Here is a 16370-nt window from a genome sequence, read left to right on the forward strand (position 1 = left end):
AGGGATAAGTAGATATTATAATATTTTAAAGAGAGTGAGAGATTTGGTGTAAACTCACAGATATATAATATTGAAACTCACCCTTGAGCTGTAAGCTGAAATTAGTAGGCTGGGCCGGCTTTGCCGTTATTAAATTGAGTAATAAAATTGGGTGGTACCGTGAACAGACTTCTCACCCCATAAGGAGTCTGTTTTTTTGTACCCAAAAATCTTATTAAATTGAATTTACAAGGAGAGATGGTTATGAAAGCTGCTGAAGCAGTTATCCAATGTTTAAAAAAAGAAAATGTAAATATGGTATTTGGGTATCCTGGTGCTGCAGTGGTTCCTATATATGAAGCTTTGAGAAAATCAGATGTGAAGCATATATTAGTAAGACAGGAACAAGCTGCAGGACACTCTGCTAGTGGATATGCTAGGTCAACTGGAGAAGTTGGAGTCTGTATAGTTACATCAGGACCTGGCGCAACTAATCTAATTACTGCCATTGCTGCTGCATATATGGATTCCATTCCTCTTGTTGTTATTACGGGTCAGGTTAAGTCTACATTAATCGGAAGGGATGTATTCCAAGAATTAGATATCACAGGTGCTACAGAATCTTTTACAAAATATAATTTTCTTGTAAGAGATGCTAAATCTATACCTAAGACTATAAAGGAAGCATTTTATATAGCTGAAACTGGTAGAAAAGGCCCTGTGCTTGTAGATATACCTATGGATATAATGGAAGAAGATATTGATTTTGAATATCCTGAAAGTGTAAATATAAGAGGATACAAACCTACTGTTAAAGGACACTCTGGGCAAATAAAGAAAATAATAGATAGAATCAAAGTTAGCAAGAGACCTCTTATTTGTGCAGGTGGCGGAGTTATACTGGCAAATGCACAAAAAGAACTGGAGCAATTTGTTAAAAAATCACATATACCTGTTGTTCATACTCTTATGGGAAAAGGATGTATAAATGAAAATAGTGATTATTATGTAGGTTTAATAGGTACTCATGGCTTTGCTTATGCCAATAAAGTTGTACAAAATGCAGATGTACTAATACTTATTGGAGCTAGAGCTTCAGATAGAACTGTCAGTGGAGTAAAAAGTTTTGCAAAGGATGCAGATATAATTCATATAGATATCGATCCTGCTGAAATAGGTAAAATTCTGAACACTTATATTCCAGTGGTTGGTGATTGTGGAAGTGTTTTATCGGATTTAAATAAAGAAATAGTAGCTCCACAGACAGAAAAATGGATGGAAGAAATTAAAAATTGGAAAAAAGATTTGTATATAGAAAGAAAGCCTACAGATAAAGTTAATCCCAAATATGTGTTAAAAACTGTTTCTGATACATTAGGAGAAGAGGTTATTTTGACAGCAGATGTAGGACAAAATCAGTTGTGGTGTGCCCGTAATTTTAGGATGACAGGGAATAGAAAGTTTTTAACTTCTGGAGGCCTCGGAACTATGGGATATTCTCTCCCAGCAGCTATTGGTGCTAAAATTGCATGTCCTGATAAGCAAGTTATAGCTTTTGCAGGTGATGGTGGATTTCAAATGAGTCTTTTTGAACTTGGAACTATTGCCGAAAATAATCTAAACATTATTATAGTTTTGTTTAACAACTCAGGACTGGGTATGGTTAGGGAGATACAAGACAATAAATATTCTGGTGAATTTGGAGTAAATTTTAGGACCAATCCAGATTTTGTAAAACTTGCAGAAGCCTATGGATTAAAAGCTAAGAGAGTAGAAAATGATTCTGAATTTAACGGAGTTTTTAGAGAAGCATTAGATTCAAGCAAGGCATTTTTAATAGAGTGCATTGTAGATCCTCATGAGAGAACTTTTTAGAAAGAGGTGATTACTATAAAAAAGTATGTGATGTCAGTATTAGTGGAAAATCATTCAGGTGTTTTAAGTAAAGTAGCCGGACTTTTTAGTAGAAGGGGATATAATATTCACAGTCTTACTGTAGGAGTTACAGGAGATCCTGAAATATCACGAATGACTATTGTATCCATTGGAGACGACTATATGTTTGAGCAGATAAGTAAGCAGCTGAATAAATTGATTGAAGTTATAAAAGTAATAGAATTAAACCCCGATGCATCTGTTTATAGGGAGTTATCTCTTATAAAAGTTTCTGCAGAATCCAATAATAAATTGCTAATTATGGAAAGTGTAAATACTTTTAGAGGTAAAATAGTAGATATGAATGAAAAAAGTATGATAATTGAAATAACCGGAAATGAAAAGAAGATATCTGCTTTTATTGAACTAATGAAGCCTTATGGAATAAAGGAAATTATACGTACTGGACTTACTGCACTTCAAAGAGGAAGTAAGCTGGAAGATTAAATGAAAACTTATAATAAGAAATATCTCTTTTGTCTTAAATATTAAAGGCAAAGGGATATTTTTTTATTTGCTAATATTACTTATAAATAGGAATATTAACAAATATAAGTTATATACTTAATATAGACAAATTATATTTTAAAAGATGGGAATACAAAATTAATATTTGAAGTAAAGAACTTATTTAAAGTTATAGATGAAATGCCATAAGGGTGGTATGAAAATTAAATTTAGAGGAGGGACACAGACATGGACAATACAATATTATTGAGTAAGATATCCCAGGGCTTAATGGAATGCTGTAAATCAAAAAATTTTTCAAGAGTAAATAAATTAACTGTGAATGTAAATGAAAACAGCAATATTAATTCTTGTAATCTTTATGAGTATCTTAAAAATTTTAATAAAGGCATAGTAGATGAATCTACAGAAATTAAAATTGAAATTGAAGATTTGCCGGATCAAGTTGTAATCATAAGCAGCATAGAAGGTGATATATCACAAGAGTGCATATAAAGTATGTATAAGGTTTCCACACGAAAAATCAAGGAAATGGGTATAGATTTGGTTTTTACACAAATCTATACCCATTCCCACTAAGCAAGATTAAATTTCTTTCTAATCATATTAACTAATACTTTTGCTGTATCATCAACTCCGCCGAACAGGCTGCTGTTAATTAAGATGTCTTTGTAAAGTACATTATCACTGTATGACTTTGCATAACTTAGGCTGTATAGCTGACGCGCTTCATCAACTTCTTTAATCAACTTATCAGCTTCATCTGGCTTTATATGAAGTATATTGATACAATTTTCCTTTCGTATCTCATAGGGAGCATAGATAAATATGCTGAAATGATTTGAATGGTTTCTTAAAATATAGTCAGAACACCTTCCTACAAATATACAGGATGATTTATCTGCCAGATCACAGATGATTTTCTTTTGGGCTTCAAATATTTCTTCTTGTGTCTTTTCTGAACTAGTTCCTAGTGGAAATTTCATTTTTTTGTATTCATTTTTATCTATTTCTTCTCCACTGTCAATAGTAGATACAGGCAAATTCATCTTTTTTGCAGCTTCTTCAACGATATCCCTGTCGTAATATTCAACGCCTAACAATTCAGCCATTTTTTTAGCAATGGGACGTCCCAGACTCCCGAATTGACGGGAAATAGTTATTACATAATTCTCTAATCCGATATTTACCTTTTCATTTTCTAAAAAAGCTGTGGTAAAGTTGCCGGAGACAAAGTTTTTATTTCGCATTATTGCAATATCAGTATTTATGGTTGTAGAAACTCCTTCTAGCTTAAAGTCTTTCAATGCTTTTATCATATTGGCAATGCAGGTATTTCTATCTTTTTCCCAAACCACAAGTTTACAGAGCATAGGATCGTAAAATGGAGAAATTTTGTATCCTTCGTGAATAGCATGCTCTATACGAACAGTTCCATCTGAGGTATCAGGAAATGATAAACTTGTAATTGTACCCGGCGAAGGTTTAAATGTTTTGGGATCTTCTGCATAAATACGGCATTCAATGCTGTGGCCTTTTAGTCTAATATCTTCCTGCTTAAATGGTAATTTTTCTCCGTTTGCAACACGAATTTGATTTTCTACTAAATCTATATTTACAACATATTCGGATACTGGATGTTCTACTTGAAGCCTTGCATTTATTTCCATAAAATAATAGTTTCCATCAGCACCTCTCAAATATTCAATGGTACCTGCTCCAGAATATTTCATCTCCTTAATAATCTTTTGTGTATATGAATAAAGTTTCTTTCTGTCTTCTTCAGTAACTACAGCTGACGGTGATTCTTCAATAATTTTCTGATATCTTCTCTGAATAGAACATTCTCTTTCTCCCAAGCAGACTACATTTCCATAGTCATCTGCTATAAACTGTACTTCTATGTGTCTTGGAGATAGAACTGCTTTTTCAATGTAAATATCTCCACTTGCAAATGCCATATTTCCTATTCTCTGCATACTTTCAAAAATAGCCTGTGTAACTTTTTCAGATTCAAAATAAGTAATTTTTTCTATTCCTTTACCTCCTCCTCCTTTGTCCAGTTTAAGTAAAATAGGTAATCCAACTTTTTCTGCAGTATCATAAATTTCTTTTACACTGGAAATCGGCTTAATTGTTCCTGGCGTAACCGGAACCCCTAATTTATTAGCAATAATACGACAATAACATTTGGATTCGATGTTTTCTAAAATTGAAGGGTCAGGTCCGATCCATTTTGCACCTGCAGCAGCAACTGCATTAGCAAATGATGCTGCCTCTGATAAAAATCCATATCCGGGATGTACGGCATCTGCCCCTGATTTCTTAATAACATCTACAAGTGCATCAATATTTAAGTAACTTTTAACAGGTGCAGAGAGACCAATATTATAGCTTTCTGCAGCTTTGTTAATGTAATCAGCATTTTTATCAGCATCTGAGTATACAACAACAGTTTCAATTTTAAGTTTATTACATGTATGAATAATTCTGTTTACAATTTCACCGCGATTTGCAATTAAAATCTTTTTTATCATGTTAGCACCCCTTTTCAATAAATTATTGTTTTATTGGTTCAGTTCTATAACAGTTTACAATTATGAAGATAAAAAATAAGGACATGGCAAAATAACTATAACAGATACATTGCCATGTCCTTGTTAGGTTAAACTATAGCATATTTTAAATTTTATGACAACAGTAAACAAACACAAATTTTCCTGATTTTTTTATGCTGTGAGTACAAAACAAATAAAAAAATTTATGATATACTATTAAAAAATCAATTTAAAATTGTAAAAGGGAGTCAAAATATGAGTTATCTTTTATCTGAATTTTATTCATCTTCAAAAGAAATATATAAGATCAGGTTAATGGCAGGGGAAAAAGGTCTCATAAATGATATAACATGGGTATACCTTGCTGAAGATATAGAAAATGCAGATTTTCTAAGAGGAAATGAATTAGTTATTACTACTGGTTTATCAGCTGGGACAAAAATAAGCTGGCTTTATGAATTAATTAGAGAATTAATTTACCGAAAATGCAGTGGTTTGTTAATAAATACTGATAAATATATTCTTGTTAAGAATATTTCCAGAGAAGTTATTGAACTGTGTAATTCAGAAAATTTTCCTCTTTTTATAATGCCTTGGGAAATACATATTTCTGATATTATGCAGGATTACTGTAATAAGATATTTATGGATAAATACCTGGAAAATACTTTATCTAAGTTGTTTTATAATATAATATTCGATTCTCAAAATGTTAAAAATTATATTCCTCTTTTAAATTCAAATGGTTATCCTACAGAATCTTCTTATTATGCAGCTAAAATAACTAATATTAGTTCACCGCTGAAATTACAAAATTGTATTAATCTCTTGTCAATAAAATATCACATATTTTTAAAAAATAACTATTATATTTTGATTCTGAAGGAATGCCCAAAAAAATTGCTAAATAATCTTATGAAAAACTATTTTGAAATAGTTGATAATGAAATAACTTCAAACTCATCAATATTAAGACCCCAAATAGGAATAGGCGAAAAAGTTTCTTCATTATCAAAACTTTATTTTAGCTACTCTACTGCTTCCTATGCTTTGAAAGTAGCTAAAGCTTCGAATAAGGACTGTGTGTATTTTGATGACCTTGGTATATTTCGAATACTGAGTTCCGTATCTAACAAAGAATTACTACAAAATATCTATTTTGAGATGCTTGATCCCATAATAGATTATGACAGGAAGAATAACACCCAACTGCTAAAAACTTTGAAAGTATATTTGGATTTTGATGGCAGCATTCAGGAAACTGCAAATTTCCTATATAACCATCGCAATACCATCAATTACCGCATGAAGAAAATACATGACCTGTTAAAAAAAGATTTAACCTCAACGGAGGATAAATTTAATTTAAGGATGGCCTTTTATATTAAAGAATATATGAGATTGTAAATGCATGATAAACAGAGTTCTTGGCATCAGATGACCTGATGCTTAGAAATCGTTATCCAGGGACGTAGATGCTCTTTACTCTCACTTGGAGAAAAGCAGATATCCCAAATCTTTGATTTGGTGATAGTCGCTTTCGCTGTGTGCGTGAGAGTATTAGAGCAGGTAGTCATCGGATAAAATATAGAACTATCTTATCAATATTAAAATATAGATGAGATAGTTCTTATTATTTTATTGCAAAAGTCATATAAGATAAATATTAGGTTAAAATGAACATTTCTAGTGAAAAATTTTTCCAAATAGTAATTTACTAGACATATAATAATTAAAAGTAACAATAATTCGCAAATATATCATTATAAAATTAATAAATCATAAATAGTTATTTGGTTTTTTTGATAATTTATCACGCCATTTATGATATTTTATTTAAAAAATATACGAGATCAAAGAAAAAGAGATATGGGAAGGCTTTATACATGCGCCTTATGTATACTCAGCACAAATTAGACAAATAAAGTTTGTGTTCATATGCTATTGTTATACAAAATGAAATATTGTAGTATTTAATTATTCAATATTGATGAAAAAAAAGTAAATATTACACTTTAAATTTTTATTTTGAAATTTATTATTTTGATTCTTGCAAAAACAGCCGTAAAAAATTGTAACAGTTTACATGATTTGAAATTGATAATTTAATAATAAAATAATTAAATACAATGCCATGTTTAAAAAATTAGTTACCGATTTAAGGAGGTCTAAAAATGTTGAAGGAACAATTACCTAAAATAATAACTGATAAAGTCCCTGGACCGAAAGCAGAAGAAGTAATACGAAGAAGAGAAGATGCAGTACCCTCTGCAATTAAATGTGTATATCCTGTTGTAATAAAAAGGGCAGAAGGTGCGGTGATTGAGGATGTTGATGAAAATTATTTTCTTGACTGGACTGGTGGTGTAGGCGTACTAAACGTTGGATTTTCCCATCCAGAAGTGGTTGAAGCTGTGAAAGAACAGTCAGAGAAGTATTTCCATGGTATGTTTAATATTGTTACACACGAAGGATATGTTAAGCTGGCAGAGAAAATGAACTCCATTGTTCCTGTAAAGGGAAATAAGAAAAAAACGTTTTTCGCAAATAGTGGAGCAGAGGCTGATGAAAATGCAGTAAAAATAGCAAAAGCTTTTACAAATAGACCCAATATAGTTGTATTTTCAGGGGCATTTCATGGACGTACAGTTATGACCATGGCAATGACATCGAAAAAATCTTATGCCTATGGAATGGGACCTTTTCCAGATGGTGTATACCGTGCAGAATTTCCGTATTTATATAGAAGTCCTGAAGGAATGCCAGAGAGTGAAACCATTAATTATTATATAGAAAGTATTAAAAAAGTATTTGATCAAGCTTCACCACCGGAGTACGTAGCAGCTATAGTAGTAGAACCACTTCAGGGTGAAGGCGGATTTATTCCAGCTCCCATTGAATGGGTTAAAGCAGTAAGAACTATTTGTGATAAATATGGTATATTGCTTGTTGCAGATGAGGTACAATGTGGGTTCTGCCGTACAGGTAAAATGTTTGCTTCTGAATATTGGAAGGAAGCAGGAGCAGCTCCAGATATAATAGCAACTGCAAAATCTATTGCAGCTGGTATGCCATTAAGCGCAATAACAGCAAGGGAAGAGATTATGGAGGCAGTAAGACCCGGAACAATTGGAGGAACCTTCTGTGGAAATGCAGTAGCATGTGCAGCAGCATTAAAAGTGATAGAAATTATGGAAAGAGATCATTTGGCTGACCGTTCTATGGAAATAGGTAAGAAAGTAATGAAACGCTATATGGAATGGAAAGAAAAATATGAGATTGTTGGAGATGTAAGAGGACTCGGCGGAATGGTTGGAATAGAATTTGTAAAAAACAAAGAAAAGAAAGATCCAAATCCTGAAATTGTATCAGCAGTTATTCAAGAAGCAGCCCAAAATGGACTTATGATTGAGAACTCGGGTGTTTATGGAAATGTTATCCGCTTTTTAGCACCACTTGTAATTACAGATAAGCAGCTTGAAGCAGGATTAGATATTTTTGAAAAAGCAATTTCTAAGTGTATGCAAAAGTAAGTTACTTTTCTATTATAAATTACACGATTTAATTAAATAATTAAATGTAAAAAGGGAGGAAAAAGTATGAGCAAGTATGATGTTATTATTGATACTCTTCCTGCTAAAGGTGACAGAATTGAAATATTATTCCGTCAGGCAGGTGATGGCTTTATTCAAGTGGAATATGGTTATGAACAGAGGGTGGAACTGCTGGATTCCTTTAGAATTCTGGCAGTAGATGCAAAGGTTAAGAAAATGAATATCAAGGGATTAATTGAGACATTACCAAGTTTAAGAGCAAATATGATACATTTTGATCCTACCATTATTTTCCCACAAGAACTTATTGACAAAATCAAAGATGCAGAAGAATCTATTGCTGGTGTTGATGATATGGTAATTGATTCAAGAATCATTACGCTGCCAATTGCTTTCGAGGACAGTCAAACTAAAAAGGCAGTTGAAATGTATTTAAAACAAATTCGTCCTGATGCACCAAACTGCAAGGATGGATATAATCTTGAATACATGGCTCTATGCAATGGATGCACTGTAGATGATATTAAACATATGTTATTAGATACTTATTGGTATAACAGCGGGTGCGGTTTCTGGCCGGGTGGAGGCTTTTTCTGGCCAATGGATCCAAGGTGCAAAATGATTGTACCAAAATACAATCCTCCGCGTATATGGACTCCAGAAGGAGCAGTTGGTATTGGTGGAGCTTGCCTATTTACTTATACTACAGCAACTGGTGGTGGATATCAATTATTTGGACGTACTATTCCTACATTCCAGTTATCAATGAAACATCCACAGTTTAAAGACGGACCATTTTTATATCGTCCATCAGGGGATCGCATAAAATTCGTAGAAGTTTCAGAAAAAGAAATATTAGATATATATGATCATGTTCATGAAAAAACAGATTATGTATATGATATCCAGGAAAGTGAGATTGTTGTTAAGGATTATCTGGAATTCCTTGCAAAACCAGAGGTTGTTGAAGGTGCCAAAGAATTTGCGAAGCGCCAGGAACAAGGATCCAAAATAGCACCTAAGCTCTAATAAATAATATAAGAAGGAGGTAAAAAATATGATTAAAGTTATAAACGGTGGAATTGAAGTTTTGGTAGAAGATTGGCCAGGAAGACTTGGATACATGGGACTTGGAATGGCTGCCGCAGGTGCAATGGACAACCTTGCATTACAGCTTGGAAACTTAATTTTAGAAAATAAAAAAGGTGACGCAGCTCTAGAAATTGCTGGTGGTTATTGCCAGCTTGAAATTGTAGAAGACGGAGTTATTGCAATAACAGGAAGTGACATGAGCCCTACAATTAATGAAAGTGTTGTACCAATGTGGAAGGCAATTGCAGTTAAAGCAGGTGATATACTTAAATTTTCACACTTTGGACAAGCTGGTTTCAGAGCTTATGTGTGTATAGCAGGAGGAATTGATGTGCCAGAATATCTTGGAAGCAAATCAACTTGTCTTTTTGGAAGCTATGGTGGTTTTGAAGGGCGCAAGCTTGCAAAAGATGATGTTATAAAGGTGAATAAAAAAGATGTTTCAGGAATTGTTGGTAAAAAATTAAATCCTAAGTATATACCTGAATACGTGAATGAATGGGAATTAAGAACTATTCCAGGACCTAATTCAGTACCTGACTACGTAACGGAAAGTGGAATGGATTATTTGTTTAGTACGCCAATGAAAATCTCACATAATGCAAACAGAGCTGCTTATCGTTTGCAGGAAGTACCAGATTATTTTTGGGCACGTGAGGATGGTGGAAAAGGCGGAAGCCATCCTTCAAATATTGTTGATCATGGTTACAATATGCGTGGTGCAGTTAATGTAACTGGAAATACCCCTTCTCTGCTTATAGCAGATGGGCCTACATTAGGTGGTTTTGTATGTGTTGCAAATGTTATTAATGTAGATCTGTGGAAAATTGGCCAGGGGATACCTGCAAGAGATAAAGTAAAACTTAAGCTGGTTACTGTAGAAGATGCAATAAAAGCACGTAAAGAAAGAGAAGCAATGTTTGAATCAGTTGATTTAGTAATTGGTTAATAAAAACAAAAATAGGAAAATGGAGGATAAGATTATGGAATATACATTAAAAGCACATATGCCTGGGCTTGTAGCTCGAGTAGTAGTAAATGTTGGTGACAAGGTTGAAGAAGGACAGGAGCTTGCAGTTATTAACTGTATGAAAACAGAAATGAGCTGCCAGACAGAAAAAGCAGGTGTAGTAAAGAAAGTTCTTGTTGCTGAATGGGATGAAATGGATATAGGATCTCCTATGATTATTTTAGAAGTTTAATGGAGGTGAATCAGTATGAAGATAGATATTAATGTTGATATGGGTGAAAGCTTCGGACGTTATGTTCTTGGAGACGATGAAGCACTTATGCCTTATGTAACATCTGCAAATATTGCAACATGCTTTCATGCCGGCGATCCACTTGTTTTGGAACGTACCATAAAATGGGCAAAAAAGTATGGAGTAGCAATAGGTGCACATATAGGTCTTCCTGATAGGCAAGGATTTGGAAGAAGACAGATGGATATTTCAGTTGAAGAACTTAGATCCGATATGTTATATCAGTTAGGAGCAATGGATGCATTTTTAAAATTGCAGGGCCTTAAAATGCAACATGTAAAGCCTCATGGAATATTATACCGAATGGTTGGTGAGCAGGAGAAATATATTGATACTTTTCTCAATACTATTGAGGAATATAATAAGGATCTTTATATTATGCTTCATACAGGATGCGAGGCTTTAAAACGTGCAGAAAAGAGAGGCTTGAAGACAGCACCAGAGGTATTGATTGACCTTGGCTATGATGAAAATGGAAACTGGATGCTTGAAAGAGTAAAGAAAGCACGTTCTCCAGAGGAAGTAGCTGATAGGGCAGTTAAGGTTGCAAAAGAAGGAAAAATTGATACAATTGATGGAAAACTAATTGATGTTAATGGATGCACAGTATGTATTCATGGTGATTCACCTAATGCTACTATGGTGGCAACTGCGGTGAGGGAATCATTAGAAAACAGTGGTGTAACAGTTACAAACCTGAATGGATACTTTGGACAAACATAGGAGGTGGAGTAGAGATGAAAAAAATTGAAGCATTAGATGTATCGGTAGCAGTTCTAGCAGCAGTATCATGTCTTTTTATGTATATAAAAGTTCCTGTTTGGGCTTTGTTTATAGGCTGGGCATGGTACTTTACTTTAGGGGCAACTCCAGACCTTATTGCAAAGGGAATACCACCGATGATTACAGGATCAGTACTTGCAATTTTAGCATTTGTCCTTATCAATATATTTACGGGATTTATGCCAGCTATGGCAGCTACCATAGTTTCAGTTTTTATTACAGTATTTTTGTTAATGATATCACTAAAAATATCTGCATTGAATATTTCTCTTATGTCTTTTAATGCTTATTCATGTATGTTCATAGGTTATGGTGCAGGAGCGTATATGACAATTAAAGGAATGCCTGCTCTGCTTAATGCAGCAATTTGGATTACAGGAGCAAATTTCATCGGATTGATTTTTGGGTGGATGAGTATTAAATTTACAACATTTAAAAAGAATTAAAGTTAAATTAAAAATGCTGTTTTTTGAAAACAGCATTTTTAATATTTAAATAATTACATCAAGTTCAACTTTTCTTCCATAGATTCAAATTCCTTATTTACAGCTTCATCAGGTTTTTTAGTCAAAAGACTTACAACTACGATGGATATGAGAGATAAGGTAAAGCCAGGAATCATCTCATATAAATGAGCAGATAACCCTGATACAATCCATATTATAACTGTTAGTCCTCCTACAACCATTCCAGACAAAGCTCCCCATTTTGTCATTCTCTTCCAGTAGAGACTTATTAAAAGAGTTGGACCAAAAGCGGAACCAAAACCTGCCCATGCCTGTCCTACTATACTTAAGATAGTTTTATTTGGAACATAAGCAAATAAAACTGCAACAGCTGCAACTACAAGTACAGATATTCTTCCTATAAATACCTGAGTGTGCTCAGGTGCTTTCTTATTTAAAAATGTAAGATAAAAATCTTTTGTAATAGAGCTGGAGCAAACTAAAAGTTGGGAAGAAATAGTACTCATAATAGCAGCAAGCACTGCAGATAGTATTATACCTGTAATAAATGGATGGAATAATATATCACCAAGACGCAAAAATACCATTTCAGGATCTTTTAGAGGTTGATTGTGCATTGTAAAATATACAAGACCTATAAGTCCACTGCTTATTGCACCTAAAAGGCCAATAGCCATCCAGCTTATACCTATTCTTCTTGCAGATTTTAATTCTTTTGCAGATTTTATTGCCATAAAACGTACAATAATATGAGGTTGTCCAAAGTAACCAAGTCCCCAAGCTAAAAATCCAATAATAGTAGAAAAACTTGTTCCTCTAAGTATGTCAAATAGTGCTGGATTGATATGTTTTACTTTACTTACAAAAGTTCCAGGATCTACCCCTATATTCATGTATGCAACTACAGGTACCATGACGAGAACTACAAACATAAGACTTCCCTGGAAAAAGTCAGTGAGACTTACTGCTAAAAAGCCACCAAAATATGTATATATTACAACTATGGACAGTGTAACTATTACTCCTGATGTATATGTAAATCCAAAAATGTCCCTAAATAATTTTCCGCCGGCTACGATACCTGAAGAAACGTATAAAGTGAAGAAAACGAGAATTATTATTCCGGATACAAGCCTCAGCATATTAGCATTATCTTTAAATCTGTTTTGTAAATAATCTGGCACAGTTAAAGAGTCATTTGAGACTTCTGTATAAATTCTAAAACGTGGTGCTAATAAGAGATAATTGAAATAAGCTCCTATAGTTAAACCAATTCCAAGCCACATACTGGAGATACCTGTAGTATATACAGCACCAGGAAGACCCATAAGCATCCAACCGCTCATATCGCTTGCACCAGCAGATAATGCTGTAACCATAGGACTTAGACTTCTACTCCCAAGCATATAGTCTGAAATGTCGTGGGTTTTCCTGTAAGAATAATAGCCTATCAAGAGCAAAATAAGTAAATACAGCCCGATAGCCATAAGTGAATAGTACTTCATATAAATTCTCCTTCTTATAATTTAAGTTTTGTTAAAACTAATTTATGAATTTTTAAATTAGTATAATGTCATATAAGTATAATATCACATTCTAAGTAAATTTAAAATTATTATATAATTTTAAATTATATGGCTAAGAATATGGAACTAACTTATACATGCTTATACATGGAAATACACATGAGAATTTTAAATATGAATTTTTAAAAGCATTTTATGCAAAAAAGGTAGCATCAGATATTAGAATAAATTAACCACACTAATTGTGAAATGTTATAATTTATATATGTAAAAATTATATTTGTGGAAAAGGGGAAATTTAAAATGAAAAGTGACATGACAAAATATGTAGAAAAAGCAAAGGAACTTGGGGCCTATAATGCTAAAATAATAAGTACAGATACTATAAAAACAGGGGCATGGACAATATTAAAGTGTAGGTATGGTTGTAAAAATTATAATACAAGTTATTGTTGTCCTCCAAAGACTCCTTCTTATAAGGAAATTCAAAATATAATCGATTGTTATAGTACTGGATTGATAGTGCAATCTAAATCAGATCTTGCAGCTACTACAAAAATTATAAATAAATTAGAAAACGAAATTTTTCTTTCAGGATATTATAAGGCATTTGGATTTGGTGCAGGGCCCTGCAGATTGTGTGAAAAATGCAATATGGAACATTGTGCACATCCACAGGAAGCTAGACCTTCTATGGAAGCTTGTGGTATAGATGTATTTGCAACTGTAAGGGAAAGTGGTTTCCCTATAGAGGTATTGAAAGGTGAAAAAAATGAAAGTAAAAATGAATTAAATTGTTATGGATTGATATTGATTGAATAAGGGGCTATTTTTAATAGTCCCTCTTATTATATATTGTATTTTTGCAATTTGCTGAAAATAGTATATAGTAAAAATATTCATAATGTATAAACAAATATGATAAATTTAAACATTATGTAAGTTGAATTGTAAAAATATATACGATATGCTATTATTAGTATAAGTTAACATAAATGGTTAACTTTTATTAAAGGAGGAGGTGTTATGAATGAAAAATTGGTTAATACAATGGCTGACTTAGATGAAGATTCAGAAATCATTGGAGGATTGGGAGAGTACTCTCAATCAAGTAGTGGCATATTTGTAATGGAAATTATTTACGATGATATAGGAAAGAATATAGTAACTACAGTAATGAAGAGCAATAGGTCTGATGTAAAGGATTTAAGTGTTGATGTGTCTACATCAAAATACTATGATTTCAGCTGCAAAAGGCAAGTAAAGTATAAATTCAACTAAGGTTTATACTTTTCTAAAATATATTATGAAAGGAGAGTATTATGGAAAGAAAATTGAAAAAATCTATTATTAATTTTTATGGGGTGCCATCTTTTGGATTTCAGTTATTTGTAAATGTGGAAATATATTATTTTGCCGCATTCTTAACTGATTACGCAAAAATATCGGCAGCTCTAGCAGGCACTGTATTGATGATTACAAGTATATTTGATCTTGTATGGGTTCCTACTGCAGGAGTTATATTGGAAAAAACCAACCTGAAGTGGGGGAAATATCGTTCATGGCTATTAGTAGGACCTCCTTTTGCAGTACTATTTTATATTTTACAATTTTCCAAGATAGGTTCTGCAGGAGTAAATGCAATTATAATTTCAATAGGATTTATAGTAAGTCATTTAATTTGGAATATTTTTTATGCAGGACATGTAGCAATGAATTCTTCTATGACAGAAGTAAGAGAAGAAAGAATTGCTATGGCATCAAACAGAGGTATGTTCAACTCATTAGGTAATATTTGCTTTTCTTTGTTAAGTATGCCTTTAATATTGATTATAGGAAAGGCTATCGGCAATCCTGCTGGTGGGTATACTTTTACCGTTGCAATTGCAGGTATTCTTATGATGGGATGCTATTATATATTATTTTTTATGACTAAAGACTATGCAAATGCTGGAGTTTCAACTCAAACAGGTAAATCAGAAGAAAAAATGTCTATAGGTGAGATGATAAAACAGATAGTAGTAAATCCACCTCTTATAGGATTGTTATTAGGTGAGCTTGGAAGATATTTAGGAAGGTTTATTATTTTTGGAATGGCATTTTACTATTTTAAATATGTTGTTAATAATTTGGCAGTAGTTACTGCATTTTTTACAGGTCTTAGTATAATATGTCTTTTAGGTGCTGTTATTACAAATCCGCTGGCTAAAAAAATTGGAGAAAGAAATACTTATATTTTATCACTTGTAATATTTATAATTGGATTACTTATTGTATGGGCTTTACCAATGAATTATATGTCATTTATGGTATTGATGTTTGTAGCATATTTAGGATATGGAATTCCTGATGCATTAGGTGTTGCTATGTATTCATCTACTGTGGAATATGGCGAATGGAAAACTGGAAAAAATGCACGAGGATTTATTATGTCATTAATAAGTTTCCCAATTAAAATTGCAATATTTTTAAGAAGTGTTATTATAACAGCTGTTCTTGTGGGGGCAGGATATGTTGCAAATATGAAGCCTACATCCCAATTAGTATCAGGTATAAAGAATGGAATGGCATTAATTCCAGCAATTATTATGATAGTAGGATTGATTTTTATTGTATTACTTTATAAAATTACACCTGATAGTCTTGAAAAGATGCAAGAAGAAATTAAAGCAAGAAAAGTAGAAAATTAAAATTTCTATATGCTTCCTTTGTGATGAATAGTTAAAATAATAAAACTGTTTATTTC

The 16370-nt window shown here is 32.6% G+C and carries 15 protein-coding genes and 1 other annotated feature (1 of these 16 cut by a window edge); of the genes, 13 read left to right on the forward strand and 2 right to left on the reverse strand.

What is annotated here, in order from left to right:
• Positions 1-183 (forward strand) — a binding site (T-box leader) (it extends 14 nt beyond the left edge of the window).
• A gap of 60 nt (positions 184-243) precedes the next feature.
• The 3 genes from ilvB to CLAU_RS00595 all read left to right on the forward strand — a co-directional run bounded on the left by ilvB (position 244) and on the right by CLAU_RS00595 (position 2877).
• Positions 244-1854, forward strand: a complete 1611-nt coding sequence (ilvB, locus tag CLAU_RS00585; protein WP_023161687.1) for a biosynthetic-type acetolactate synthase large subunit — start codon at positions 244-246, stop codon at positions 1852-1854.
• A gap of 30 nt (positions 1855-1884) precedes the next feature.
• The gene (ilvN, locus tag CLAU_RS00590; protein ID WP_023161688.1) at positions 1885-2361 is read left to right on the forward strand and encodes an acetolactate synthase small subunit; all 477 of its coding nucleotides are present in this window, start codon (positions 1885-1887) and stop codon (positions 2359-2361) included.
• A gap of 249 nt (positions 2362-2610) precedes the next feature.
• Positions 2611-2877 carry a hypothetical protein gene (locus tag CLAU_RS00595; RefSeq protein WP_013238697.1) on the forward strand — a complete coding sequence of 89 codons (267 nt, stop codon included), beginning with the start codon at positions 2611-2613 and terminating at the stop codon, positions 2875-2877.
• Positions 2878-2957: 80 nt separating this feature from the next.
• On the opposite strand, the gene CLAU_RS00600 is transcribed toward CLAU_RS00595, so the two are convergent.
• Positions 2958-4919: an ATP-binding protein gene (locus CLAU_RS00600; RefSeq protein ID WP_013238698.1), complete on the reverse strand. Its 1962-nt coding sequence runs from the start codon at positions 4917-4919 to the stop codon at positions 2958-2960.
• A 276-nt stretch (positions 4920-5195) separates the two neighbouring features.
• On the opposite strand from CLAU_RS00600, the gene CLAU_RS00605 reads away from it, so the two are divergent.
• From CLAU_RS00605 to CLAU_RS00635, 7 genes are all read left to right on the forward strand, one after another.
• Positions 5196-6347: a PucR family transcriptional regulator gene (locus CLAU_RS00605; protein ID WP_013238699.1), complete on the forward strand. Its 1152-nt coding sequence runs from the start codon at positions 5196-5198 to the stop codon at positions 6345-6347.
• A gap of 767 nt (positions 6348-7114) precedes the next feature.
• A complete protein-coding gene (locus CLAU_RS00610) occupies positions 7115-8473 on the forward strand; it encodes an aspartate aminotransferase family protein (RefSeq protein WP_013238700.1) in 1359 nt (452 codons plus the stop codon).
• Between the two features lie 66 nt (positions 8474-8539).
• Positions 8540-9523 carry a 5-oxoprolinase subunit B family protein gene (locus CLAU_RS00615; RefSeq protein ID WP_013238701.1) on the forward strand — a complete coding sequence of 328 codons (984 nt, stop codon included), beginning with the start codon at positions 8540-8542 and terminating at the stop codon, positions 9521-9523.
• A 28-nt stretch (positions 9524-9551) separates the two neighbouring features.
• Entirely contained in the window at positions 9552-10535 is a 984-nt protein-coding gene (locus CLAU_RS00620; RefSeq protein WP_023161689.1) for a 5-oxoprolinase subunit C family protein, read from the forward strand.
• Between the two features lie 34 nt (positions 10536-10569).
• Positions 10570-10788: an acyl-CoA carboxylase biotin carboxyl carrier protein subunit gene (locus CLAU_RS00625; protein WP_013238703.1), complete on the forward strand. Its 219-nt coding sequence runs from the start codon at positions 10570-10572 to the stop codon at positions 10786-10788.
• A gap of 15 nt (positions 10789-10803) precedes the next feature.
• Complete coding sequence (locus tag CLAU_RS00630; RefSeq protein WP_013238704.1) at positions 10804-11571, forward strand: 5-oxoprolinase subunit PxpA; 768 nt, start codon at positions 10804-10806, stop codon at positions 11569-11571.
• Positions 11572-11585: 14 nt separating this feature from the next.
• On the forward strand, positions 11586-12077 hold the full coding sequence (locus CLAU_RS00635; RefSeq protein WP_013238705.1) for a DUF1097 domain-containing protein: 492 nt from the start codon (positions 11586-11588) through the stop codon (positions 12075-12077).
• Between the two features lie 53 nt (positions 12078-12130).
• On the opposite strand, the gene putP is transcribed toward CLAU_RS00635, so the two are convergent.
• On the reverse strand, positions 12131-13603 hold the full coding sequence (gene putP, locus CLAU_RS00640) for a sodium/proline symporter PutP (protein ID WP_013238706.1): 1473 nt from the start codon (positions 13601-13603) through the stop codon (positions 12131-12133).
• A 324-nt stretch (positions 13604-13927) separates the two neighbouring features.
• On the opposite strand from putP, the gene CLAU_RS00645 reads away from it, so the two are divergent.
• From CLAU_RS00645 to CLAU_RS00655, 3 genes are all read left to right on the forward strand, one after another.
• A complete protein-coding gene (locus CLAU_RS00645) occupies positions 13928-14446 on the forward strand; it encodes a DUF2284 domain-containing protein (RefSeq protein ID WP_023161690.1) in 519 nt (172 codons plus the stop codon).
• Between the two features lie 204 nt (positions 14447-14650).
• Positions 14651-14905, forward strand: coding sequence for a hypothetical protein (locus CLAU_RS00650; RefSeq protein ID WP_023161691.1), 255 nt, complete (start codon positions 14651-14653; stop codon positions 14903-14905).
• A 41-nt stretch (positions 14906-14946) separates the two neighbouring features.
• Positions 14947-16314 carry an MFS transporter gene (locus CLAU_RS00655; protein ID WP_013238708.1) on the forward strand — a complete coding sequence of 456 codons (1368 nt, stop codon included), beginning with the start codon at positions 14947-14949 and terminating at the stop codon, positions 16312-16314.
• Positions 16315-16370: the final 56 nt, after the last annotated feature.

Origin of the sequence: Clostridium autoethanogenum DSM 10061, assembly GCF_001484725.1 — a bacterium.
GTDB lineage: Bacteria > Bacillota > Clostridia > Clostridiales > Clostridiaceae > Clostridium_B > Clostridium_B ljungdahlii.

What these genes read in the sequence shown, in the direction of transcription:
- ilvB (WP_023161687.1), top strand. Translation starts at nt 244, where the DNA reads ATGAAAGCTGCTGAAGCAGTTATCCAATGTTTAAAAAAAGAAAATGTA.
- ilvN (WP_023161688.1), top strand. Translation starts at nt 1,885, where the DNA reads ATGTCAGTATTAGTGGAAAATCATTCAGGTGTTTTAAGTAAAGTAGCC.
- CLAU_RS00595 (WP_013238697.1), top strand. Translation starts at nt 2,611, where the DNA reads ATGGACAATACAATATTATTGAGTAAGATATCCCAGGGCTTAATGGAA.
- CLAU_RS00600 (WP_013238698.1), bottom strand. Translation starts at nt 4,919, where the DNA reads ATGATAAAAAAGATTTTAATTGCAAATCGCGGTGAAATTGTAAACAGA.
- CLAU_RS00605 (WP_013238699.1), top strand. Translation starts at nt 5,196, where the DNA reads ATGAGTTATCTTTTATCTGAATTTTATTCATCTTCAAAAGAAATATAT.
- CLAU_RS00610 (WP_013238700.1), top strand. Translation starts at nt 7,115, where the DNA reads ATGTTGAAGGAACAATTACCTAAAATAATAACTGATAAAGTCCCTGGA.
- CLAU_RS00615 (WP_013238701.1), top strand. Translation starts at nt 8,540, where the DNA reads ATGAGCAAGTATGATGTTATTATTGATACTCTTCCTGCTAAAGGTGAC.
- CLAU_RS00620 (WP_023161689.1), top strand. Translation starts at nt 9,552, where the DNA reads ATGATTAAAGTTATAAACGGTGGAATTGAAGTTTTGGTAGAAGATTGG.
- CLAU_RS00625 (WP_013238703.1), top strand. Translation starts at nt 10,570, where the DNA reads ATGGAATATACATTAAAAGCACATATGCCTGGGCTTGTAGCTCGAGTA.
- CLAU_RS00630 (WP_013238704.1), top strand. Translation starts at nt 10,804, where the DNA reads ATGAAGATAGATATTAATGTTGATATGGGTGAAAGCTTCGGACGTTAT.
- CLAU_RS00635 (WP_013238705.1), top strand. Translation starts at nt 11,586, where the DNA reads ATGAAAAAAATTGAAGCATTAGATGTATCGGTAGCAGTTCTAGCAGCA.
- putP (WP_013238706.1), bottom strand. Translation starts at nt 13,603, where the DNA reads ATGAAGTACTATTCACTTATGGCTATCGGGCTGTATTTACTTATTTTG.
- CLAU_RS00645 (WP_023161690.1), top strand. Translation starts at nt 13,928, where the DNA reads ATGAAAAGTGACATGACAAAATATGTAGAAAAAGCAAAGGAACTTGGG.
- CLAU_RS00650 (WP_023161691.1), top strand. Translation starts at nt 14,651, where the DNA reads ATGAATGAAAAATTGGTTAATACAATGGCTGACTTAGATGAAGATTCA.
- CLAU_RS00655 (WP_013238708.1), top strand. Translation starts at nt 14,947, where the DNA reads ATGGAAAGAAAATTGAAAAAATCTATTATTAATTTTTATGGGGTGCCA.